This window comes from Pseudomonas syringae group sp. J309-1, assembly GCF_032582135.1.
Classification (GTDB): Bacteria; Pseudomonadota; Gammaproteobacteria; order Pseudomonadales; family Pseudomonadaceae; genus Aquipseudomonas; species Aquipseudomonas quasicaspiana.
This window is the reverse complement of sequence record NZ_JAWHNU010000022.1, coordinates 18152-41522: the sequence shown is the minus strand read 5'-3', so window position 1 is coordinate 41522 and position 23371 is coordinate 18152. Positions and strand designations below refer to the sequence as shown.

The 23371-nt window shown below is 58.7% G+C and carries 17 protein-coding genes; 5 read left to right on the top strand and 12 right to left on the bottom strand.

Features of this window, described 5'->3' with window-relative positions; translation table 11 throughout:
* Positions 1-67 precede the first annotated feature (67 nt).
* From RX972_RS14070 to RX972_RS14060, 3 genes are all read left to right on the top strand, one after another.
* Entirely contained in the window at positions 68-2098 is a 2031-nt protein-coding gene (locus tag RX972_RS14070) for a TonB-dependent receptor (RefSeq protein WP_316876139.1), read from the top strand.
* Positions 2099-2494: 396 nt separating this feature from the next.
* Positions 2495-3877 (top strand): carbohydrate porin, encoded by a 1383-nt coding sequence (locus RX972_RS14065; protein WP_316876137.1) that lies wholly within the window; start codon positions 2495-2497, stop codon positions 3875-3877.
* Positions 3878-4008: 131 nt separating this feature from the next.
* Positions 4009-6423: a glucose/quinate/shikimate family membrane-bound PQQ-dependent dehydrogenase gene (locus tag RX972_RS14060; RefSeq protein ID WP_316876135.1), complete on the top strand. Its 2415-nt coding sequence runs from the start codon at positions 4009-4011 to the stop codon at positions 6421-6423.
* Between the two features lie 481 nt (positions 6424-6904).
* Here the strand turns inward: RX972_RS14060 and RX972_RS14055 are convergent, their stop codons facing one another.
* From RX972_RS14055 to RX972_RS14020, 8 genes are all read right to left on the bottom strand, one after another.
* Positions 6905-8101 (bottom strand): PotD/PotF family extracellular solute-binding protein, encoded by a 1197-nt coding sequence (locus RX972_RS14055; protein ID WP_316876133.1) that lies wholly within the window; start codon positions 8099-8101, stop codon positions 6905-6907.
* On the bottom strand, positions 8098-9105 hold the full coding sequence (locus RX972_RS14050; RefSeq protein WP_231677074.1) for a CobW family GTP-binding protein: 1008 nt from the start codon (positions 9103-9105) through the stop codon (positions 8098-8100). Before RX972_RS14050 ends, RX972_RS14055 begins: the two co-directional genes overlap by 4 nt.
* Positions 9102-9401: a hypothetical protein gene (locus RX972_RS14045; RefSeq protein WP_122396079.1), complete on the bottom strand. Its 300-nt coding sequence runs from the start codon at positions 9399-9401 to the stop codon at positions 9102-9104. The genes RX972_RS14050 and RX972_RS14045 overlap by 4 nt, the downstream gene beginning before the upstream one ends.
* 21 nt (positions 9402-9422) lie before the next feature.
* Positions 9423-10172, bottom strand: a complete 750-nt coding sequence (locus tag RX972_RS14040; RefSeq protein ID WP_316876128.1) for an SDR family NAD(P)-dependent oxidoreductase — start codon at positions 10170-10172, stop codon at positions 9423-9425.
* A gap of 46 nt (positions 10173-10218) precedes the next feature.
* On the bottom strand, positions 10219-10980 hold the full coding sequence (locus tag RX972_RS14035) for an SDR family NAD(P)-dependent oxidoreductase (RefSeq protein WP_316876126.1): 762 nt from the start codon (positions 10978-10980) through the stop codon (positions 10219-10221).
* 10 nt (positions 10981-10990) lie between these two features.
* Positions 10991-12331: an MFS transporter gene (locus RX972_RS14030; RefSeq protein ID WP_027899793.1), complete on the bottom strand. Its 1341-nt coding sequence runs from the start codon at positions 12329-12331 to the stop codon at positions 10991-10993.
* 27 nt (positions 12332-12358) lie between these two features.
* Positions 12359-13240, bottom strand: a complete 882-nt coding sequence (locus tag RX972_RS14025) for a polysaccharide deacetylase family protein (protein ID WP_122707992.1) — start codon at positions 13238-13240, stop codon at positions 12359-12361.
* An 87-nt stretch (positions 13241-13327) separates the two neighbouring features.
* Positions 13328-14701 carry an amidase gene (locus RX972_RS14020; protein ID WP_316876185.1) on the bottom strand — a complete coding sequence of 458 codons (1374 nt, stop codon included), beginning with the start codon at positions 14699-14701 and terminating at the stop codon, positions 13328-13330.
* A gap of 349 nt (positions 14702-15050) precedes the next feature.
* On the opposite strand from RX972_RS14020, the gene RX972_RS14015 reads away from it, so the two are divergent.
* Positions 15051-16043, top strand: coding sequence for a GntR family transcriptional regulator (locus tag RX972_RS14015; protein WP_316876121.1), 993 nt, complete (start codon positions 15051-15053; stop codon positions 16041-16043).
* A 109-nt stretch (positions 16044-16152) separates the two neighbouring features.
* On the opposite strand, the gene RX972_RS14010 is transcribed toward RX972_RS14015, so the two are convergent.
* Genes RX972_RS14010 through RX972_RS13995 form a run of 4 tightly spaced genes read right to left on the bottom strand, consistent with a single transcriptional unit; the run spans position 16153 to position 20461 of the window.
* On the bottom strand, positions 16153-16572 hold the full coding sequence (locus tag RX972_RS14010; RefSeq protein WP_049826871.1) for a group I truncated hemoglobin: 420 nt from the start codon (positions 16570-16572) through the stop codon (positions 16153-16155).
* A gap of 2 nt (positions 16573-16574) precedes the next feature.
* The gene (locus RX972_RS14005) at positions 16575-17438 is read right to left on the bottom strand and encodes a DUF3034 family protein (RefSeq protein ID WP_316876120.1); all 864 of its coding nucleotides are present in this window, start codon (positions 17436-17438) and stop codon (positions 16575-16577) included.
* A 3-nt stretch (positions 17439-17441) separates the two neighbouring features.
* Positions 17442-19793 (bottom strand): EAL domain-containing protein, encoded by a 2352-nt coding sequence (locus RX972_RS14000; protein ID WP_316876118.1) that lies wholly within the window; start codon positions 19791-19793, stop codon positions 17442-17444.
* A complete protein-coding gene (locus RX972_RS13995; protein WP_049826870.1) occupies positions 19790-20461 on the bottom strand; it encodes a hypothetical protein in 672 nt (223 codons plus the stop codon). The genes RX972_RS14000 and RX972_RS13995 overlap by 4 nt, the downstream gene beginning before the upstream one ends.
* A 266-nt stretch (positions 20462-20727) precedes the next feature.
* On the opposite strand from RX972_RS13995, the gene lon reads away from it, so the two are divergent.
* Positions 20728-23148, top strand: a complete 2421-nt coding sequence (gene lon, locus RX972_RS13990; RefSeq protein WP_099268528.1) for an endopeptidase La — start codon at positions 20728-20730, stop codon at positions 23146-23148.
* Positions 23149-23371 lie beyond the last annotated feature (223 nt).

Genomic DNA, 23371 nt, shown 5'->3' with positions numbered 1-23371 from the left:
CAACAGTTATCCATCTCAACGCTTCGCCGGGTGCCTCAGAATGCACCCGCCTGCCAAGGAACTTCGCATGTCTCCCAAATATTTGCTCTGGCACCTCACGCCATTGGCAGCCGCCATGCTGCTCGCCTCAACGGCGCACGCAGCGAACACCGTGGATCTACAACCCCAAGTGATTACCGCAAACCCGCTGGGCAGCGACCAATTGGCATCACCAGCAACGGTTCTTGAAGGCGACGATCTGACGTTGCAACAAAAAGGCAGCCTGGGCGAAACACTGAACAAGCAGCCGGGGGTTTCGTCTTCCTATTTTGGGCCCGGCGCCAGCAGGCCGATTATTCGCGGACTGGACGGCGACCGGATTCGCATCCTGCGCAATGGTGTCGGCGCACTGGATGCCTCGTCGCTGTCTTACGACCATGCGGTCCCGCTGGACCCGGTTAACGTCGAGCGCATCGAGATTGTTCGCGGTCCGGCCGCTTTGTTATATGGCGGCAGCGCCATCGGTGGCGTGGTCAACACGTTCGACAACCGCATCCCGACCGAGGCCATCGAGGGTATTCATGGCGCCGGTGAACTGCGCTACGGCGGCGCCGACACTACCCGTAGCAGCGCGGGGAAGCTGGAAGCAGGAAATGGCCAGTTCGCTTTGCACATTGACGCCAATGCTCGCGAGTTCAACGACCTGCGCATCCCGGGTTATGCCCGCACCAGCGAGCAACGCGCTGCAGAGGAAGGCACTGACAAGAAACATCGTTTGAGCAACAGTGATGGTCGCCAGGACGGTGGAGCAGTGGGCGGCTCCTACACTTGGGACGATGGCTACGCGGGCCTGTCCTATAGCAACTATGACTCCAACTACGGGTCGCCAGCGGAAGAAGACGTACGCATCCGCATGCAGCAGGAGCATTACGCGTTCGCTTCAGAGATTCGCAATCTGTCGGGGCCTTTCACTTCGATAAAAATGGACGCGGGCTACACCGATTATGAGCACCGCGAAATAGAAGGCGGAGAAGTTGGCACTACCTTCAAGAATAAGGGTTATGAGGCCCGGGTGGAAGCGCGTCATCAGCCGATTGGCCCGCTTGAAGGCGTGGTCGGCGCGCAAGTTACCCGTGGCGAATTCTCTGCACTGGGAGAAGAAGCGTTCGTGCCGCAGACCGATACTGACGCGGGCGCGCTATTCATTCTCGAAGAACTGCAGGCTACTGAACGTTTGAAATTGAGCCTCGGCGGCCGTGTCGAACACACTACCGTCGACCCCGATGCCAAAGGTAACGAGCGCTTTTCCAGTGCGGATAGTTCGAGCAGCTTCACTGCTGGCAGCCTGTCGTCCGGTGCCATCTACACCCTGACACCCATCTGGTCACTGGCCGCAACCTTGGGTTATACAGAACGTGCACCCACCTTCTATGAGCTATATGCCAACGGCGCGCACGTTGCTACTGGCACTTACGAACGCGGCGATGCGGGTCTGTCCAAGGAAAAAGCAGTGTCCAGCGACTTGGCCCTGCGCTTCGATAACGGAACCCATAAAGGCAGCGTCGGCGTGTTCTACAGCCACTTCTCCAACTACATCGGCTTGCTGGGCACCGGTCGTACGCTGGATGACGACGGAGTGCAGGACGCGAACGGAATTCCGGAATACAACTATTCGGGTGTTCGTGCCCGGTTCAGTGGCTTCGAAGCACAGGACCAGTGGAAGCTGGGACAGAATCAGTACGGGAGCCTCACGCTGGAGCTTTCCGGTGATTACACCCGTGCAAAGAATCTCGATACCGGCGAAGCCTTGCCGCGTATTGCTCCGTTACGTTTGAACAGTGGTCTGTTGTGGGAGCTTAACAAGTGGCAGGCGCGGATCGATGTAGAACACGCCAGCTCACAGCGTCGTGTTCCGGATAATGAAACCGGCACCGATGGCTACACCACATTGGGTGCCAGCGCCGGGTACAAATTTGATCTGGGCAGCAGCCAGTGGCTGGCGTTCGTCAACGGCGAAAACCTGACCAACCAGACCGTGCGCTATGCCAGCTCAATCCTGCGCGACATCGCTCCCGCGCCTGGGCGCAGTGTCGAAGTGGGGTTGCGGACGACGTTTTGATAAATCCCGCAGTTGACCTTGCAGGACCGGCGGTAGGCGAAAATGCAGCAAGTAGAGCGCCCCCCCCCGGTCGCAAACAGATGTAAAGCGCTCCCCTATGGGAGCAGAGCTTGCTCGCGATAAGAACACAGCAATCTGAAGCGAATCGCGTTCAGCCTTATCGCGAGCAAGCTCTGCTCCCACAATAAGAACCAGGCAAGCCTCGCTCCAACAGACATCCATCCCCACTGTTGCAATCCCCGCAATGATCCATGTCAATTTTGTTGCTGTTCACTAACTCGTTAGCCCCCTATCATTACGGCCTGCCAGCTGAACCGATTTTGCAACTGCTTTCGCGTTGCAAAACCGCGGCATAGCGCCGCATGCCTTTCTGAATAACTCAAAAGAACGATACCCATGTCAGCCAACCCGAGACGTTTTTTGGCTTTTGCCCTGCCCTTCCCTTCAAACTTGAGCATCGCCGTAAGGCTCTGTGGACTTGCCGTTGCCGGTCTGGCCAGTTGCGCTCAGGCTGCACCCGCATTCGACAGTGAATCGCCCTGGATGCTGGGCGATTGGGCAGGCAAACGTACCGAGCTGTCACTGCAAGGCTACGACTTCAAACTCGATTACACCGCAGAAATGGGTTCCAACCTGCACGGTGGTTACAGCCACGACAACGCGTTCCGCTACAGCGATCAATACGCTCTCGGCGCGCATCTCGATCTGCAAAAGATCCTCGGCTGGCAGGATGCCGAGTTTCAGTTGACCGTGACCAACCGCAATGGGGACAACATCAGCAACGACCGAGTCAGCGACCCACGCACGGGCACGCTGTCTTCATCTCAGGAAGTCTGGGGCCGTGGCAGCGTGACCCGCCTGACACAGCTGTGGTACCAGCAAAAATTCTTTGATCAGGCCTTGAGCGTCAAGCTCGGTCGATTCAATCAGGGCGAGGATTTCGGCAGCTTCCCCTGCGACTTCCAGAACCTCTCACTGTGCGGCTCTCAAGTCGGTAACTGGGACGGCGGCACCGTCTATAACTGGCCGGTAAGCCAGTGGGCGATGCGCATCAAGTACCAGATCGCTCCGGAATTTTTCGCCCAGATCGGCGCATTCGAGCAGAACCCTTCGAACCTGGAAAACGACAACGGCTTCAAGCTGAGCGGCAGTGGCACACAAGGGGCGGTCCTGCCGGTTGAACTGGTTTGGTCGCCCAAGGTGAACGGTCTGCCAGGCGAGTATCGCGCCGGTTACTACTACAGCACCGCCGACAGCCAGGACGTTTACAAAAGCAGCAATGGCCAGTCGGCAGCGCTCACCGACGGCACTTATCGCAGTGCTTCGAGCAAACACGGCATGTGGTTGAACCTGCTGCAGCAGGTGACTAGTCGGGACGACGATCAAAGTCGCGGCTTGAGCATCTTCGCCAACGGCACGATGCACGACAAGAAAACCAACCTGGTCGACAACTACGTCGCCGTTGGTGCGTTCTATAAAGGCCCGTTTGATGCCCGCCCCAAAGACGATATCGGTTTTGCAGTCTCACGCATCCACGTCAATCCGGCCTACCGCAAGGATGCGAATGCACGCAATCAGGCGGCAGCGGTCAACGACTACAACGATCCAGCCTTCACGCCGTTGCAGGACACCGAATACAACGCCGAGCTGTATTACGGCGTACACCTGACCAACTGGCTGACAGTACGGCCGAATCTGCAGTTCGTTCGCCATCCCGGTGGCGTCGACAAAGTGGACGATGCGTTGGTGGCAGGCCTGAAAATTCAGTCGTCGTTCTGACCGACGGCTGATTTCTGCTGTCATTAGTTCGTATCAACAACTAGTTTCAAAGTATTGCAGGAATTTCTTCAACGAGTCCTGCGCGAATAACAAAGCTTCATCACTTAAATCTGTCCTTGGAGATTCACACTATGAGCACTGACGGTGCTTTGAGTAAAAATCGCCTGCTACCGACATTGCTCGGGCTGGTGATACTGCTGATGGGGCTTGCCCTGTTGGCCTTAGGCGTCCAGCTGCTGCAAGTAGACGGTTCGCCGTATTACGTACTGGCAGGCATTGGCTTCGCGGTGACAGGTGTTTTGCTTGTCACCGGACGCCGTGCGGCTTTCGGCTTGTACGCGCTGATCCTGTTCGCCAGCACCGTCTGGGCATTGTGGGAAGTGGGTCTGGACTGGTGGCAACTCGTGCCGCGTCTGGCACTGTGGTTTGCCCTCGGCATCGTGATGTTGCTGCCATGGTTCCGCCGCCCAGTCCTGCGGGGTCAGCCTGGCGGTAAAGGCGTCGGCGCACTGGCAGTTGCCGTGGTACTGGCAGGCCTCGCTGCATTGGCCAGCCAGTTCACCAACCCAGGTGAACTCAAAGGCGAGTTGAATCGCGACACCGCGGGCACGACAAGCGCTGCACCCGCCATGCCTGACGGCGACTGGCAGTCCTACGGCCGCACCGCATTCGGTGACCGCTACTCGCCACTGGCGCAGATCACTCCGGCTAACGCCAGTAAGCTGGTGCCCGCCTGGACTTATCGCACGGGCGATATTCCCGGCCCGAACGATCCGGGCGAGACCACGGCCGAGAACACGCCGCTCAAAGTCAACGGCATGCTGTACGTCTGTACGCCGCATAGCCAGGTGATTGCGCTTGACCCGGACACCGGCAAGGAAATCTGGCGCTACGATCCGAAGATCAGCACTCAGAATGCTGCCAACTTCAAAGGCTGGGCACACATGACCTGCCGTGGTGTGTCGTACCACGATGACGCCGCCTATGCCGCAACTCCGGCGCAAAGCCCGGCAACACCCGCCGTCGCTTCCGCCGGGAGCAATGCTTGCCCGCGTCGCATCTTCCTGCCGACTGCTGACACCCGTCTGATCGCGCTGAACGCCGACACCGGCAAAGTCTGCGAGGATTTCGGCAACAAAGGCGCGGTCGACCTGAGCGCCAACATCGGCACGTTCGCCGCAGGCGGTTACTACTCCACGTCACCACCTGCAGTGACCAAGGATCTGGTGGTGATCGGCGGCCACGTGACCGACAACGTTTCCACCGACGAGCCTTCGGGCGTGATCCGTGCGTATGACGTTCACACAGGCCGTCTGGTGTGGAACTGGGACAGCGGCAACCCGGACGATACGACTCCGCTTGCTGAGGGCAAGTCCTACACACGTAACTCGCCTAACATGTGGTCCATGTTCGCCGTCGATGAAAAACTCGGCATGCTTTACCTGCCAATGGGTAACCAGACTCCGGATCAGTGGGGCGGTGACCGTACTGAAGAGTCGGAGAAATACAGCGCCAGCATCGTGGCCCTGGACATCGCTTCTGGCAAAGTCCGTTGGAGCATGCAGCTCACTCACCATGACCTCTGGGACATGGATGTCGGTGGCCAGCCGACGCTGATGGACATGAAAACCGCTGACGGCATCAAGCCTGCCGTGCTGGTTTCGACCAAGCAAGGCAGCATCTACGTGCTGGATCGCAGCACTGGCAAACCGATCGTACCGATTAATGAAGTACCGGTCCCGGGCGGAGCGGTAGCGGGCGATCATACTTCGCCAACTCAACCTAAATCCGACCTGAACTTCATGCCGCCACCGCTCAAAGAGCGCGACATGTGGGGCGTGACGCCGTTCGATCAGGCGCTGTGCCGGATCGACTTCAAATCCCTGCGTTACGATGGCCCGTTCACCCCGCCGTCGCTGCAAGGTTCGATTGTTTACCCAGGTAACTTCGGCGTGTTCGACTGGGGCGGCATCTCGGTTGACCCGGTGCGTCAGATCGCCTTCGTTAACCCGAGCTACATGGCGTTCCGTTCCAAGCTTGTGCCTGCGGCAGAAGTTGAAGGCGGTCCCGGCCGCAAGAGCGAAACCGAAGGTGTGCAGCCAAACAAAGGCGCGCCATACGGCGTGATCCTCGAAGCGTTGCTGTCGCCGATGGGTCTGCCTTGCCAGGCACCCGCGTGGGGTTATGTGGCTGCAGTGGATCTGACCAACCATCAGACCATCTGGAAACACAAAAACGGCACCGTGCGTGACAGCTCGCCAGTTCCTATCCCATTGAGCATGGGCGTTCCAAGCCTGGGCGGCACGTTCACCACAGCCGGTGGCGTTGCCTTCCTCAGCGGCACGCTTGACCAGTACCTGCGCGCTTACGATGTTCGTAACGGCAAGCAACTGTGGGAAGGCCGCTTGCCAGCAGGCGCGCAAACCACGCCGATGACCTACACCGGCAAAGACGGCAAGCAATACGTGCTCGTCGTCGCTGGCGGTCACGGCTCGCTGGGCACCAAGCAAGGCGACTACGTGATGGCGTTCAAACTGCCGGATTGATGGTTCGCTGAGGTAATGAAAAAGGCGGCTATCGAACGATAGCCGCCTTTTTTTGTGTCAGATTTTCGACCCGGCCTGAAAGTGTTGCCCGGCGTAATCCCACAGAGGTTTGGCAGGTCGACCGCGTTATCGTTCTTCGCGGGCAAGCCCGCCCCTTGTCAAAAAAATATGCAAGCAGCTGATTTATAACGATTTTGATCTGTAGGAGCGCGCTTGCCCGCGATTCGGTCTTTCAGACGATAAATATATCGTCTGTGCTAACGCAATCGCGGGCAAGCGCGCTCCTACAGACCCCGTTTGCTGATAGAAAGCACGGTGCCATGGACATAGGGTCGCTACAGAGGAATACGGTGAATCTGTTGGAGCGAGGCTTGCCCGCGAATCAGGCGCGGTGATTTAACGGGTAGACCGCATTGTCCTTATCGCGAGCAGGCTCGGCCTCCAAGAACTTCGTTCGAGTGAAGAATCGAGATCCCTTTAGCTACCGCAACTTAGCCCCAGCCTTGTTCCCCGCCCGTAAAATATCGCTCCAGCGCCTGACCAGATAATTATGCTCATCCATCACCGAGTTCCACACTGCAATATGGCTCATGCGCTGCTCATATGAGCCGCCATCACGTATCTCTCCGGCATCGATCAGGGGCAGGCCGTCGCTACCGAGCAGTTGCTCACGGGCTGGCAGGCCGGCGTACCAGTAATCCCATTCTGCCGCGCTCAGGTGGTCGCGGCTGCGTGCCGGATTGCCGATGTAATAACCCTGGCGGGCCATGATTGCCCCCGGCCAGCCGGACAGCCACCAGTTGAGATACGCATAGGCAGCATCGAGTACAGGTCCCTTGGCATGCCGCGACAACGACAAACCGCCGAACCAGCCGCGATAACCTTCACGGGGTACCGCAACGCGATACTTAACGCCAGCGCGATGCAGCCGCACCAGAGTCGGCGACCACAGGCTTTGAATATCGATAGTCGGGCTAAGCATCAACTCTGCGGCCTCTTCATCATCTGACCAGAACGCGCCGAAATGCCCTCCCTGTTGTTTACGCACCAGGACATCGGCGAGCGTGTCGATTTCCTCGATACTCATGTTGCCGATGTCTTTGAACTGCGCCAGCCCTGCGCCCTGTACTGCCAGTGCTGCGTCCAGCGCACCAATGGCCGCATCGCTTTGCAGGGCAATACGTCCAGCCCACGCCGGATCAAGCAGCCAGCCCCAGCTTTCATGGGCACTGTCCAGCCCGGCGGGCACGCGTTCCGGGCGATAGGCAAAACTGTCGGCATTGTGCGTTAGCGGCAGCATACTGATCCGCTCGCTCACCGTACTGCCCAGCGTGCCGTCATGCTGCACGAACAGCCGCTCGCTGGGAACGCTGCCACTGCCGAGCCGGTCAGCAGGCCGCAACCGGCCGCGCTTGGGCAAGTCATTGATCTCATGCCAGAGAGCGATGCGCCGGGTATCGATGGGCTGGATGGCACGCGCCGGCCACACAAAGTCGACGTTGTGAAACCATTGATCGTAGAGGTCGTAACTCTCGGGCTGCATCACCGCGATGCGTTGCGCGGTCTGCACGTCATGCATCTGGTACACCAGGCGAATACCCAGTTCCTGTTCGGCACGCTCACGGATAGATTCAAGCAAGGTAACCGATGTACCCAGGACGCGTAGCGTAATGGTCATGCCGTCGTCTCGCTGATAGCCGGAGCGAAGCTGCGGGCAAACACATCAAACGAACGACGCAACCGCTCAGGGTCAAGACCGCGCAGAATGAACACCAGTCGCGAACTGTGATCGTCCCCCGGCCAGGCCGACAGGTGCACGGGTGCATGCAGGCAATGCTGCACACCATGAATCACGATAGGCGCCTGGCTGGCATTCACGTTGAGAAGTCCCTTGACTCGAAGGATTCGTTCGCCATGGCATCTTAACATCATCGACAGCCAGACCCCGAAACCGACCCAGTCCAGCGGCTGCTCGAACCTCAGGCAGCACACTTGCGCATCACCATGCCGTGACGCTCTGGATTGCACTTGATGGAGCTTCCAGCGCGCCACCTCCTGAGCAGGCTCTGCATCGCGCACGCCTTCGCCCAGTAATAACTGATCGCCGCTGTGGACCTGCGCGGTATCCATCATGAGCGCGGAGAAATTCAGGGCCTGTAGATGTGTTCGCAACTCAGTCAGCGATGGCTCATCCACCACATCCGTCTTGCTCAGCAACAAACGATCCGCCGCCGCGACTTGCGCCAGCCACTCCGGGTGCAAACGTTCCTGCAAAGTGGCGTGACAGGCGTCTACCAGGGTCACGATCAGGCCCACATGAAAACGCCCGCGCAGTTGCGGATCGTTGCTCAGGGTCGCGAGGATCGGGGCCGGGTCAGCAAGGCCTGTGGTTTCCAGAATCACCCGGCGAAACGGCGGGATCTCACCTCTTGCGCGTCGGGCAAGCAGGCCCAGCAGCGCTTCCTTCAGTTCGCCGCGAATGGAGCAACAGACACAGCCACTCGGCAGCAATACGGTGTCCGGCGCGACCTCCTCGACCAGCAGATGATCGATCCCCACGTCGCCGAACTCATTGATCAGCAACGCGGTATCACCGAGGTTTTCGTCCTGCAGCAGTCGTTTGAGCAAGGTCGTCTTGCCGCTGCCGAGGAAGCCGGTGATAACGTTCAACGCGATGCTCATGATGACCTCTGCAAATGATCCAGCACGACGGGGTCAAGCGGGTCCAGCTGGCGACCAATCAGTAATTCGGCCTTCTCCCACAGTTGATCGAGGCCCGACGCCAGTGCCTGCTTGCCGGTGGCACCGAGCAACAGGTAGGACGAGCCCTGAAAATCCTCAACCTTGAGGCGAAACGGCGCTACCACTCTGTTGATCGCCGCGATACGCCGCAAGCGCTCACGACGTCGGGGCAACTCACCACCCAACGGGTCGCTCCAATGCACGTCTTCGCCCAGCAGGCCACACAATCCACACATCAGGTGATCCTCATTGACTGACTACGGCATCACATCGCCAGAGTTCGGCCCCAATGTCTGGCCGACAAACAGATTGCCTCCCGGCTCACTGGCCAGAAGCACCGCTACCGGCGCGACCTCTGCCGGTAGACCGAAGCGCCCCAGCGGTAACTCGGCAGCCTTGGCCGTTTTCCAGGCGCTGCTGATGCCCGACACCAATGGCGTTTCAATCGGGCCAGGGGCAATGGCGTTGACCAGCACGTTGTCCTTGGCCACTTCCAGCGCCAGCGATTTGGTAAAACCTAACACTCCAGCCTTGGCCGCAGCGTAATGAGTGAGTTCAGAGCCGCCCTTTATACCCAGCTGCGAGGCGACGTTGATAATGCGCCCCCACCCTTGGCCCAGCATGTGCGGCAGTGCCCGCTGACTCGCCACGAAGACACTGGTCAGGTCTACACGCAACATGTCGTTCCACATGTCGATGCTCAAATCGACACAGCGCGCCTGAGTGAGCATGCCAGCGTTATTGACCAGAATGTCGATGCCCCCAAAATGCTCGACGCAGGCATCGACACTGGCTTGCGCGCCTTCGACGCTGCCCACATCGGCCACGCACTCGCGCACCTGCGCACCCAGTTGTCGGCACTCCTGGGCGACTTGCGCCAGGCTTAGCGGATCACGATCACCCAGCACCAGTATTGCGCCTTCGAGTGCATAGGCACGGGCAATGGCAGCACCAATTCCGCTGCCTGCGCCCGTGATGACAGCGCGTTTGTCGATCAGTTGTTGCATACGGGAGTTCCTTATTCAGCTCCTACGGGGAGCGAGGGTCAACGAACTATTCCGGCCAACGCACCGTCAGCCCTCCATCAATCACAATGCTTTGTCCGGTCAGGTAACTGGCTTCATCGCTGCACAGGAAGCGAACCAGTGAGGCGACTTCATCAGCCCGCCCCACACGGCCGAGCGGGATAGCTTTGGCTGCCTGAGCGAGACCTTCCGGGCCCAGGGAGTTTTTGCTGTCCAGGGATTGCGGCGTCTCGATCAATCCGGGAATCACCGCATTGCAGCGAATACCACGGCCAGCCAACTCCACCGCCAGTGATCGACACAGCCCTGGCACGCCAGCCTTCGCGGCTGCGTAGTGAGCATGGTCCTGCCAGCCGTAAACGCCGCCTGCTATAGACGAAATCGCCACCAAAGCGCCGCCTTCTCCCATGTGCCTGGCCGCGGCGCGGAAGGTGCGCATGACGCCGGTCAGATCCACATCGAGCATCTCGTTCCATAGCTCGTCTGTCATTTCCAGCAGCGGAGCGCGGCGCAGCAGGCCTGCGTTAGCCACGGCGTAGTCGATGCGGCCGAAGACCTCAAGCGCCTGATCGGCCAGTGCATCCACTGATTGCGTGCTGGTGACGTCCAGTGCCGCCATCAGACACTCGCCCCCCACTGCTTCCACCAAACGAATGGTTTCCTGAGGATCGTGAGGATCGGCGGGATAAAAACCGCCAACCACTGCAACGCCTTTTTGCGCGAGCGCTACGGCCAGCGCCTGCCCGATGCCGCTGGCGGCACCGGTGATCACTGCGACTTTACGGGTCATGTGCAATTCCTCATTTCACGGTTTCGGGACGCACGTGGCGGGCGGCAAACATCAACGCACCGGAGAGGAAGCAAGGCAGCGCGCCGAAGTACAAGGCAGAAGTTTGCCAGTTGCCGCCTGCGCTCAGCACCGAGGTGGCACCAAAACCTGCAACCACTGCGCCGATGGGCCCCATGGCGTGAATGATCGCGCCGCCAGTAGCGCGGATACTGGTCGGGAAGCTTTCGCTGATGAAGAACAACGCGGCTGAGTAAGGACCGATCAGGAAGAACAGACCCAGGCTGTAAAGACCGATCACCACGGGCATGTTACTTGGGCCGTAGAGCATCGCAGCAAACGACAGTCCACCCAGCATCCAGCCCAGGCCGATCACGTTACGGCGACCAATCTTGTCGCCCATCCAGCCATGGCTCAGGTAACCGCAGTACCCCACCAGATTGGATAACACCAGAATGATCAGCGAGTTCTCGAAAGAGACGTGATGCACACTGACGATCACTGACGTACCGAGCACGCTGAACACCTGAATCGCTGCCCAGTTGAGCAGAATGGCCGCACCAATCACCAAGGTTGCACGGCGCGATGTGCCACGAAACGCTGCGGCCAGACCTGCAGTGCGGTGCTCTTCGTAATCCACTCCATAGGTCAGCGCCACGGCTTGAGCCTGGCTCACATCTCCGGCTTTGCGCAGTTGAGTGATGCGCTGATGGATCTGGAACTGCGGACTCTCCTTGAGTTTGCGCGCCAGAATCGCGATGACGATGGCCGGGATCGCCGCAAAAACGAAGCAGCCCTGCCAGCCGATGATGGGCAACAGCACCGCAGTCAATCCCGCAGCAATCAACGCCCCAACTGGCCAGCCACCTTGCACCAGGCTGTAAATAAAGCCGCGACGTTTAGCCAGACGCGGGTCATCGGAGGCCGCATAGATTTCACTCAGGTAAGTAGCGTTGACCGTTTCTTCCGCATAGCCCAGGCCACCCAGAGAACGAATCAGGATTAACGGCGATTTCCCCCACGAACCTCCGATCGCGGTCAGCGCCGAACAGATCGCCGAACCGCTGACGGTGAAGATAATGCCCATGCGTCGACCCAGGCGATCTACCAGCGGCCCGATGGCCAGGGCGACCACTGCGGTCCCGACCGCCACCCAAGTCGCAATCTCGGCCTGCTCGACTTCGCTCCACGCAAAATGCCGACCGATTTCCGGCAACAGCGTGCCGAACAGAATGAAGTCGTACACCGCAAAGACCCAGGCGAAGAACGCGATCCAGGTGGCAAATCGCACCTGGTCTGGAGTCAGTTGCTGGGGTTTCCAGCCAGTCAGGTCAAGCTTGCTGTAAATGGACATGAGTGACGCCTCGCACAGGGCAATGAATCAGCGGTTACGTGGGTTACGGCGGACAAAGTCGTCGGCGATTTCGTCGAAGGTGACGAACTTGACGCCCTCATGGCTCTGGATGTGTTCGATCAAACGCTCCAGCATCAACAGCACCTGCGGGCGACCAGAGACATCCGGGTGGATAGTCATGGTGAACACCGCGTGCTCGTGCTCGCGATAGACCCAGTCGAACTGGTCGCGCCACATTTCTTCCAGATGGCGGGGGTTGACGAAGCCATGGCTGTTGGGGGCTTTCTTGATGAACATCATGGGCGGCAGGTCATCGAGGTACCAGTTGGCCGGGATCTCCACCAGATCGGTTTCTTCACCGCGCACCAGCGGTTTCATCCACGTATCGGGATGCTGGCTGTAATCGATCCTGGTCCACTTGTCTCCGACCCGGACGTAGTACGGATGGAAATCGTTGTGCATCAGGCTGTGGTCGTACTTGATGCCTTTTTTGAGTAGCAACTCATTGGTGACGTTGCTGAATTCCCACCAGGGTGCGACGTAACCGGTCGGACGCTTGCCGGTCATTTGCGTGATCAGCTCGATGGACTTGTCGAGGACGATCTCTTCCTGCTCCGGCGTCATCGCAATCGGGTTTTCGTGGCTGTAACCGTGCACACCGACTTCATGACCGGCATCGACAACGGCCTTCATTTGCTCGGGGAAGGTTTCCATGGAGTGGCCGGGAATGAACCAGGTGGTGCGCAAGCCGTAACGCTCGAACAGCTTGAGCAGACGCGGCGCACCCACTTCACCCGCGAACAAGCCACGGGAGATGTCATCCGGAGAATCCTCACCGCCGTAGGAACCCAGCCAACCCGCTACCGCATCAACATCGACGCCAAATGCACACAAGATTTCTTTAGCCATTTTGCTACTCCTGCTTGTTGATCAGACCGGCGCTAACGCATTCAGTACTGGGTGCCGGGGTTCCAGTGCTTTGCTGTTCGAGGTCAATCAGGCCTTGGCCATTGCCGCTTCGACGGCCAGCGCGGCGCGCAACAAACGCGCGTCTTCCCCCGCAGGTGCGCTGAGCAACAGCCCTGTTGGCAACCCGCGTTCGTCATGCCCGCTGGGCAAGGAAATACCCGGCATGTTCAGCAGGCTGCCGGGCATGGTCAGGCGCAAGGTGGCCAGATTGGTCTGGAAAAACAGCTCGTCGTCCGCCAGCAAAGGCGCCAGCGGCGGGGCCACATGGGCCACGCTTGGAGTCAGCAGAAAAGCGCCGTCAAGCTCCAGGCTGATTTGCTCCTGCAGTTGCTCACGGGCGCTATATAGCTTGAGTAGTTGGCTGGCGGGCATGTGCCGGGCCGTCTCAAGGCGCATGCGCACCCGAGGATCGAGCTGGCTGGCCGCATCGCTGTCGAGCAGGTTCTGGTGCAGAGCGAACGCCTCCGCAGCGCCTAACCAGCCGTGCTGTTGAATCAGCTGCAAGGTGGACTGGAAGGCTGCGCACGGCCGCATCTCCACCAGCGCACCGGCTTCACGCACTCGCGCCACAGCCTGCAACAGGTTGTTGCGCACGGCAGGTTCGACACGTTCGTCCTGTAAAGCCGCCTCATCGATCCAGAAGCGCTGCCCGACCAGACTGCGAGGCACCAGCGAAGTCGGCTTGCTACGAGCACGCAGCACATCATCAATAACGATGACATCGCGAACGCTGCGGGTCAGCGGGCCGACACTGTCCAAGGTATGGGCCAAGGGAAAAATGCCGTCCCGACTGTAGCGCCGAGTGGTGCTGCGAAACCCTACCAAGCCATTGAAAGCGGCCGGAATGCGGATCGAGCCTGCGGTGTCGGTCCCCATGGCGATAGGCACAATGCCCGCGGCGACCGCGACCGCCGAACCGGAAGACGATCCACCCGCAATGCGAGGTTGATCATCGCTGTACGGATTGATCGGCGTACCAAAATGCGGGTTGAGGCCCAACCCCGAATACGCAAACTCACTGAGGTTGGTTTTCCCCACACTGACCAGGCCCGCCCGCGCCAGAAGGCCGGTGGTGGGTGCATCCAGCAACGCGGCCCCAAGGTTATTACGCACGGCGGCACCGGCGCTGGTGACGGTGCCAGCGACATCAAACAGGTCTTTCCAGGCAACGGGTACTCCATCGAAGGGGCTTAGAGGCTGCCCCGCCCGCCAACGAGCCGCAGATGCATGGGCCTCACGGCGTGCACGTTCGACGCTCAGGGAGATAAACACGTGATCAGCGCACAGGGCTTGTTCAAGCGCCAGTTCGAGGACCTGCACCGGATCATTGCGACCCGAAGCATATCCTTCGGCCATTGCACTGGCATCCATCGCCCTGCCTTGGCTAGAACTGTTGATCATCGGCATGCCGCACCCATTAAATGTACTTATTAATAAAATGTACATTTAATGGAGGCAGATTCCATGCCAAACATACGTCAGCTCACCAGCGTTGCCAGCGTCAAAACTTTCTAAACCACAGCAAATGGTTATGCCAGAGCCCTTTCAACGCGATGGATGATTGTGTTTTGGGGGAGCTCTCCGGCAAAACGTATCCTCACTGCAAAAAATGTACATTTTATAAAAGGTACGTTTAGGTGCACATTAGTAACAGTGAGCCCTATGAATGTGCATCGCACGTAGCTCGAGGTGACAAATGGACTTCTGTGCGAGAATCCGCCGTCGATCATTAGAGAAGCTCAGGAAACCGATGTCAGGAGACGATTCGCGCACGGCCTCACGCTATGCCACGATCCGGGAAGTGTTACGCGAAGCCATTGTCAGCGGGGCGGCGAGCACCGGTCTGGTACTGCTCGAAGCGCCGCTGGCCGACCTTTTCGGCACCAGCCGCGTGCCGGTGCGCAAAGCACTCAATCTGCTGCATGACGAGGGACTGATCTGCCGGTTTGACGGCCGTGGGTATCTGGTCAATCCACAAGGCATTGAGGTTGAGCCACTGCGCCTGACCCTCAGTCATAAACAGTTTGGCCTGGATAGCAGTGAAGAGCTGGTGGATACCCGTCCGCTGGGCGAGCGCATTTACGACGAAATCAGCGCGGCGCTTTCAAGCTGCATGGCCTTCGGGCACTACCGGCTGGACGAAAAAGACGCTGCAGAGCATTACGGCGTCAGCCGCGCGGTGGTGCGTGAAGCGCTGATGCGCTTGCGTGACCGCGGGCTGGTGGAAAAGGAACCCTACTCGCAATGGCTGGCCGGCCCGCTGACGGCGCGCGAAGTGACCGAAGACTACGAACTGCGCGCCTGCCTGGAGCCCGAAGCGTTGCGCCAGACAGCACCGGGCCTGAGTCGCGAAACGCTGGAAGCCATGCTTGAACGGGTCGTTCAGGCGCAAAGCGCGGAACACTGCAGCCTTGAAGATATCGAACGCATCGAGGAAGACCTGCACCAGCATTGCCTGTCAGGCCTGCATAATCGCAAGATTGCTACGTTGATTCGCCAAGGGCAAAGTCCGATGATCATCAGCCGGATCTTCTACCGATTACTGGGCATCGGTGCCGACGAGGCGATGCTGGCTGAACATCGCCTGATTATCGAACTGCTGCTGCATGGTGCATTCGACGCCGCCGCACTGAACCTCAAGGAGCACTTGCTGCGCGCACGACAGCGCATGCTGCAACGACTGAAAGTGCTGTCGGTATTGCCTGAACAGGAAGTGCCCGGGTATTTGACGCGTTTAAGTTGAGTGTCAGCCTGTTGGAACCGGGCTTGCCCGCGAAGAGCGATAATGCGGGGGACCAGACGGATCAGGTCGGCAGGTTCGCGGGCAAGCCTCGCTCCAACACCGCCCGCCCCTACTTCTCGATCACTTCTGCGCGCATCGGGGCCAGCCGGGCAATCAAACGATTCTGGTTTGGCACCGAAATACCTTCGGCATCCATGGCCTTGATCAGGTTTTCAACCAGAGCATTGAAATCACTGCGCGTCAGCTTCTGGCCCTTATGGGCTTCAGCCATAGTGTCACCGGTGTACTTACACGGGCCACCCGCTTCGACACACAGCTGCTCAACCAGCTTGTCACGCAAACGCACGATATCGATCTTCTTGAAGTGCTCGCCGATGCGCTCATCTTTTACCGACGTGATGAGCAAGCCCTCAACAATTCGCTGAATCCCGGCGCGCTGTCCAAGGCCTTGATAGAGGCTGTCGTCTTTAGGCGGTTGTTGGGCACAACCAACCAGCAAAACAATCAGAAAAAAGCTGAGCAGACGCATGATCAGAAACTCCCCTGAATGGACAGATAAGCCCCGTTCTGGTTTTCCAGCGTCGCGATTTCTCCCAGCTTCGCGTAAGCCAGCACCACGGAGAGATGCTTGTTAGGGAAATAACCTACGAACAGATCAGCCCAATCACTTTCACCGGCAAAAGAAAGGTTGTCCGGTTTCTCACGATATTCCACACCAACCGCCCAGCGCGGGTTGAGCAACACGGCGACCGAACCTTCCTTGAGCACGCTACGCGAATCGCGACGATCACCGCCGAAACCCAGCAGACCGGTTTCATTGGCGCGGCTGTAACGTACGCCACCGTTGATCACCAGGTTGTAGCCGAACGCAGCCCCCATGAACAGGCGACTGGCAGTCAGGTAGCCTTCAACATCCGCATCGCGTTTGGCGCCGATGAGGCTGGGGATCAGGAAATCATTCTGGTGTTTGTATTCAATCCCGAGGGAGACCTGCGGCAGGGTGTCGTAGATCAGGTCGCCGAACAGGCGCACTTTCAGGCCGAAGATGTCCTGAGTCAGGTTGTCTTCCGGCAAGCTCAGATCCTTCTGCAAAGTGCCCAGGTCAAAGCGCTGGTGAGCGTAGGACAGTTCGACGCGATTGCCGTAAGCGACCGACATACCGGCCACATCCAGGGTGTAGTCCGGCAGGTCGACATGGGTTGCGAAAACGCTGGAGCCCCACTCGCCCTGCTCGCCATAGCCGGTCAGAACGGCCCACGGAATAATCCCGCCGCCTGCTGCACCCTCAATGCTAGAGGCCCCGCCCGTGGCGATCAAACGACCATTGTCAGCTGCCACAACGTGCGTAACGGCGCACAATGCGCACCCCAGAAGGATCGAAAGTTTATGGGTCATAACTCAATTAACCACCAGGCCGGGTGAAAACAGGGACTTGGCCATCCAGGCTTCGAAGGCGACTGCGGGCAACGGACGGCTGATTAGATAGCCCTGAGCCGTGTCGCAGTGCCAACGCTCCAGCAACTTGAGACTGTGTTCGTACTCGACGCCCTCCGCGACCACCTTTAGCCCCAGGTTGTGGCTCATCTCAATGGTAGAACGCACGATCACCGCGTCCTCGCTGGTCTCATCCAGGTTGCGAATGAACGATTGGTCAATTTTCAATTCCTGCACCGGCATACGCTTGAGATGTGCCAGTGACGAATAACCGGTGCCGAAGTCATCCACCGACAGGCTGATGCCAAGATCGCGCAAGCGGTTAAGTACGATCAGTGCCTGCGCAGGCTCGCGCATGATGGCGCTTTCGGTGATTTCGAAAATGAGTTGTTCCGCTGGCACGCCGTATAACTTGAGCAGTTTCACGACTCGGTCCACGAGTTGGTCACCGTGCAGGTCATCGGCAGAGATGTTGACCGACACCTGCAAATGCAGGCCTCGCCTGCTCCATTCTGCCAACTGGCGCATGCACTCTTCGATGACCCAGTTGGTCAGCAACTGAATGCTACCCGTGCGCTCGGCCAGCACGATGAACTCGGCAGGCGAGACACTACCGAACTGCGGATGTGTCCAGCGCAACAGGGCTTCAGCCTGATGCACTGTCCCTTGGCGAATATCCAGCTTGGGCTGGTAATGCAGCAGCAGCTCACCTTTTTTCGCGGCATGCCGAAGGTCACGAATCAGGCTGATCTGACGCTGGTGAGCAAGATCGCGACCGTCCTGATAGACCTGCAAACGGCCTGGCAGATTCACGGCATCCTGACGTGCGATCGCGGCGCGTTTGAGTAGCTCTTCAGAGGAATCACCCTGCTCGGGATAGCTGGCAATGCCAATACTGCATTCCAGCGTCACGTCATTGCTGTCCACCTGTTGAGGTTGACCCAACATGCGTTGCAGCTGGTCGGCCCGCCCCACCGCACCGTCACTACCAGTGTGGTCGAGCAACACCAGAAATTCATTGGCCGTCAGCCGCGCAAGCGTGTCACCAGGCTGCAAGATATCCTGCAAGCGCTTGCCGATCTGTTGCATCAATTGGTCGACACCTGCTGAGCCACACGAATCGCTGATCGCCAGATAGTTATCGATACTCAAATACAACAAGGTCATGGAGCGCTGAGCCGTGATGGAACTGCTCAGGCGCTCCATGGCAAGTGCGCGATTGGGTAAGCCGGTCAGCGGATCATGCAGTGCGTTGTGTGCCAGTTGATCTTCGCGAACGGCAATGCCTTGCTGCATCGTATTGATGGCAGAGGCCAACTGACCCAACTCATCGCTGCGGGCCAGTGTGACGGGTGTTTTGTAATCGCCCTCGCCAATACGTCTGGCAGCCTCGGCCAACACCTGAACCGGTTGTGAAACACTGCGCGCCAGGCCCAGCGTACCGATCAACGAAGCCAGCAGCGCGATGATCGAAATCCAGAAGATTTTTTCGTCCAGAGGCGCGAACGCCAGCATGGCTTTATCCATCGGGCTTTGCAGCAGCGCGAACACTTGCTCCTGACTCCCGTCGATACTGTCCAGCACCATCGTCTGACTGAGGAAACTCAGGCCACCATGCTCGGTGGTGTGCATATGATCTTCAGCAGGATTGAGCATCAGCGCTATCAGGCTGTCATCCAGCTCTGCCGGTTGCGTGCTGATCAAGCGTCCGGGCTTACCGTTCTCGACAGTAAGGAACGAAACTTCCAGGCCGCTGAGCGAGCGCAGAGACTGGGCAAGCTCGGCGTCCATGCTGAAACCCATGACGACACGGCCGATGGGCAGTGGTGCAAGGACGGTGCTTTCGACCAGCAGATGCGGCACGCCGCCACCCGGGACTATCACCGTCGACTGACCTTTACGACGAGCATCGCGCAAGGTCTGGTCAAACGGGAATTTGCTGCCCTCAACAATGCCCGGCATGGTGCTGGCTATTACGGTGCCGTCCATGCCCAGCAGAAACATGTCGTTGGCATTGATCCGGCTGCCGTGGTTGAGCAACACGGAACGAATAGTCAATGCATCAGAACTGGCGACCGCATCACGAAAGCCGAAGTCGGCCGAAACCAGTTGCACGCCGTCACGCAGACGCTTGCCACGCATATCCATGACGTCGGCGAACACACGAGTCCCCACCTCCAGCTGGGTCTGCGCCTGGGATCTGACCGCATCCCCGGTTGCAGCCTTGACGGCGAGAAACACCGCGACCACCACAACCAGCAGCAACGCGATAAGCACGCAGGCAATTCGCGCCTGAAAGCTGGTGCGCAGGTTCATTGGTGGGCCGCTTTATGAAACGCATCGCCGAACGCGTCAGGAGCAGGCGCCGAGGATTTCTCTTCTTCTCCTGGCTCCACTTTCAGCCTGAAGTCCTTGCTCAGCCCCGCGGCAGGCACCTCAAAGTCGCCGCCACTGGTCGGCTGCATATCAATGGTCTTGGGGTGCCACAGGGTCGCCGAATAATGCCCGGCCGACATATCCTCGAATTTCACGACACCATTGGCATCACTGACCGCGAACCAGGGCTCATCGGTGACATAGATGTAGCCCACCATCCAGTCATGAATGTTGCAGCCCAGCACCACTACGCCCGGCTTGTCGAACAGCAGCGGATCGGAAGGCGTGCCACTGTAAAGGCGCAGTTCAAAGCGCTTGGCCGGAGAAAATGAATAAACCTGATGGCGAATGTTATCGCTGTTGGGGAATTTGACTTCAGTGTTGCTGTGCACGGCCAATACCCGCGGCGCAAACTCCTGATCACGCTGGTCCATGTTCGCCTTGAGCACGACCGCAGTCTTGCCCGGCGGCCCTTGCAGGGTCAGGACAGCGTTTGGCAGAGGCTTTCCCTCTTGATCGACGACGCGAGCAGTCAGCGTGGCCGCCGGAGCAGCCACTGCGAACGCCCAACAGCCGATCAAAACGAACAGCGAAGCAAATTTATTCATAAGCTCAATCCACATCGGCAAAGCCGGATAAAACAACGCCAGCCTTGGCAACGAAGGGTCTTGTTCGCAGCGTAGCTGCGGTCAGACAGAAGATCACGCGCCGAGAAGAGGCATTTAGCCATCACCGTTCAGTAATCGACGAAAGGTTGTTACTGTGCCCTGAATGGCTTGTTTTTCCTTCCTCTCAATAGGCTATCGACAGAAGCCATTGAAACCTGAGCGCGACTGCCCCATCTAAGCACCATGTTCAATTGTGCAGGTGCCCCATGAGCGACCAGCAAGCAGACTCACAAGATTTGTCAGACGACGTAGAAGCCGAGCCCGAAGTGACACTGAGCTCCACCAGCACCTCGCTCGCATTGCCAGGGCAGAACCTGCCGGACAAGGTCTATATCATCCCGATTCACAACCGCCCCTTCTTCCCGGCTCAAGTATTGCCGGTGATCGTCAACGAAGAGCCTTGGGCTGAGACCCTGGAGCTGGTCAGCAAGTCTGATCATCACTCGCTGGCGCTTTTCTTCATGGACACGCCGCCGGAAGATCCACGGCACTTCAATACCGGGGCTTTGCCGGAGTACGGCACGCTGGTCAAGGTGCATCACGCCAGCCGTGAAAACGGCAAACTGCAATTTGTCGCCCAGGGCCTGAGCCGGGTTCGGATCAAGACCTGGTTAAAGCATCATCGTCCGCCGTATCTGGTGGAGGTGGAATATCCGCATCAGCCCAATGAGCCAACCGACGAGGTCAAGGCCTATGGCATGGCCTTGATCAACGCCATCAAGGAGCTGCTGCCGCTCAACCCGCTTTACAGCGAAGAGCTGAAAAACTACCTCAACCGCTTCAGCCCTAACGATCCGTCGCCGCTGACTGACTTCGCCGCTGCGCTGACTTCAGCGACCGGTGTCGAGTTGCAGCAGGTCCTCGACTGCGTTCCGATGCTCAAACGCATGGAAAAAGTCTTGCCCATGCTGCGCAAGGAAGTCGAAGTCGCGCGTCTGCAAAAGGAAATCTCCGCGGAGGTGAACCGCAAGATCGGTGAACACCAGCGCGAGTTCTTCCTCAAGGAACAGCTCAAGGTCATCCAGCAGGAGCTGGGCCTGAGCAAAGACGACCGCAGTGCAGACATCGAGCAGTTCGAGGCCCGTCTGGAAGGCAAAACCTTGCCCGCCCAGGCACGCAAACGAATCGATGAAGAAATCAACAAACTCAAGGTGCTGGAAACCGGCTCTCCGGAATATGCGGTCACCCGTAACTATCTGGACTGGGCCAGCTCGGTGCCGTGGGGTGTCTTCGGTAAAGACAAACTGGACCTCAAGCACGCCCGCAAAGTGCTGGACCAACACCACGCGGGTCTGGACGACATCAAGACCCGGATCCTCGAATTCCTTGCGGTCGGTGCCTACAAAGGCGAGATCAGTGGTTCGATCGTGTTGCTGGTGGGCCCGCCGGGCGTCGGCAAGACCAGTGTCGGCCGTTCGATTGCCGAATCGCTAGGCCGACCTTTCTATCGCTTCAGTGTCGGCGGCATGCGCGACGAGGCCGAGATCAAGGGCCATCGCCGCACCTACATTGGCGCTCAACCCGGCAAGCTGGTGCAGGCGCTCAAGGATATGGAGGTGATGAACCCGGTCATCATGCTCGATGAAATCGACAAGATGGGCCAGAGCTTCCAGGGCGACCCGGCGTCGGCGTTGCTGGAAACCCTCGATCCCGAGCAAAACGTCGAATTCCTCGATCACTACCTGGACTTGCGTCTGGATCTGTCGAAAGTGCTGTTCGTCTGCACCGCCAACACCCTGGACTCGATCCCCGGCCCTCTGCTGGACAGGATGGAAGTGATTCGCCTGTCGGGTTACATCACCGAAGAAAAAATGGCCATTGCCAAGCGTCACCTGTGGCCCAAGCAACTGGAAAAGGCTGGCGTGTCCAAGGGCAGCCTGAGCATCAGCGACACGGCGCTGCGTTCGATCATTGAAGGTTATGCGCGGGAAGCGGGTGTCCGGCAGTTGGAGAAACAACTGAGCAAAGTCGTGCGCAAGGCAGTGGTGAAGTTGATCGACGCGCCCAAGTCGACGATCAAGGTTGGCCCGAAAGATCTGGAAGCCTCGCTGGGCATGCCAGTCTTTCGTAACGAGCAAGTACTGGCGGGCACCGGCGTTATCACCGGTCTGGCCTGGACAAGCATGGGCGGCGCGACCCTGCCGATCGAGGCGACGCGAATTCACACACTCAACCGTGGTTTTAAACTCACGGGGCAACTGGGTGAGGTGATGAAAGAGTCGGCAGAAATTGCTTACAGCTACGTCAGTTCGAACCTCAAGCAATTTGGCGGCGATCCGACCTTCTTTGACGAAGCGTTCGTGCATCTGCACGTTCCCGAAGGCGCCACCCCAAAAGATGGCCCTAGTGCAGGCGTGACCATGGCCAGCGCTCTTCTGTCTCTGGCTCGCAACCAGGCACCGAAGAAAGGCGTGGCAATGACTGGCGAGCTCACGCTGACCGGGCATGTACTGCCGATTGGCGGCGTGAGAGAGAAAGTCATCGCGGCGCGTCGGCAGAAGATCAATGAATTGATCCTTCCCGAGCCTAACCGCGGCAACTTCGAGGAGCTGCCGGACTATCTGAAGGAAGGGATTACCGTGCACTTCGCCAAGCGCTTTGCGGATGTGGCGAAGGTGTTGTTCTGACCCTGACACCGCGCTACCCGGTAGGAGCGAACTTGTTCGCGAGGCGTCAGACCTGTCCCACCGCGTCAAACCTCTCAGCAACAAGTTACCTCCTACCGGACACGTCACTACCCGGTAGGAGCGAACTTGTTCGCGAGGCGTCAGACCTGAACCACCGCGTCAACTCTCGGCAACAAGTTACCTCCTACCGGACACGTCACTACCCGGTAGGAGCGAACTTGTT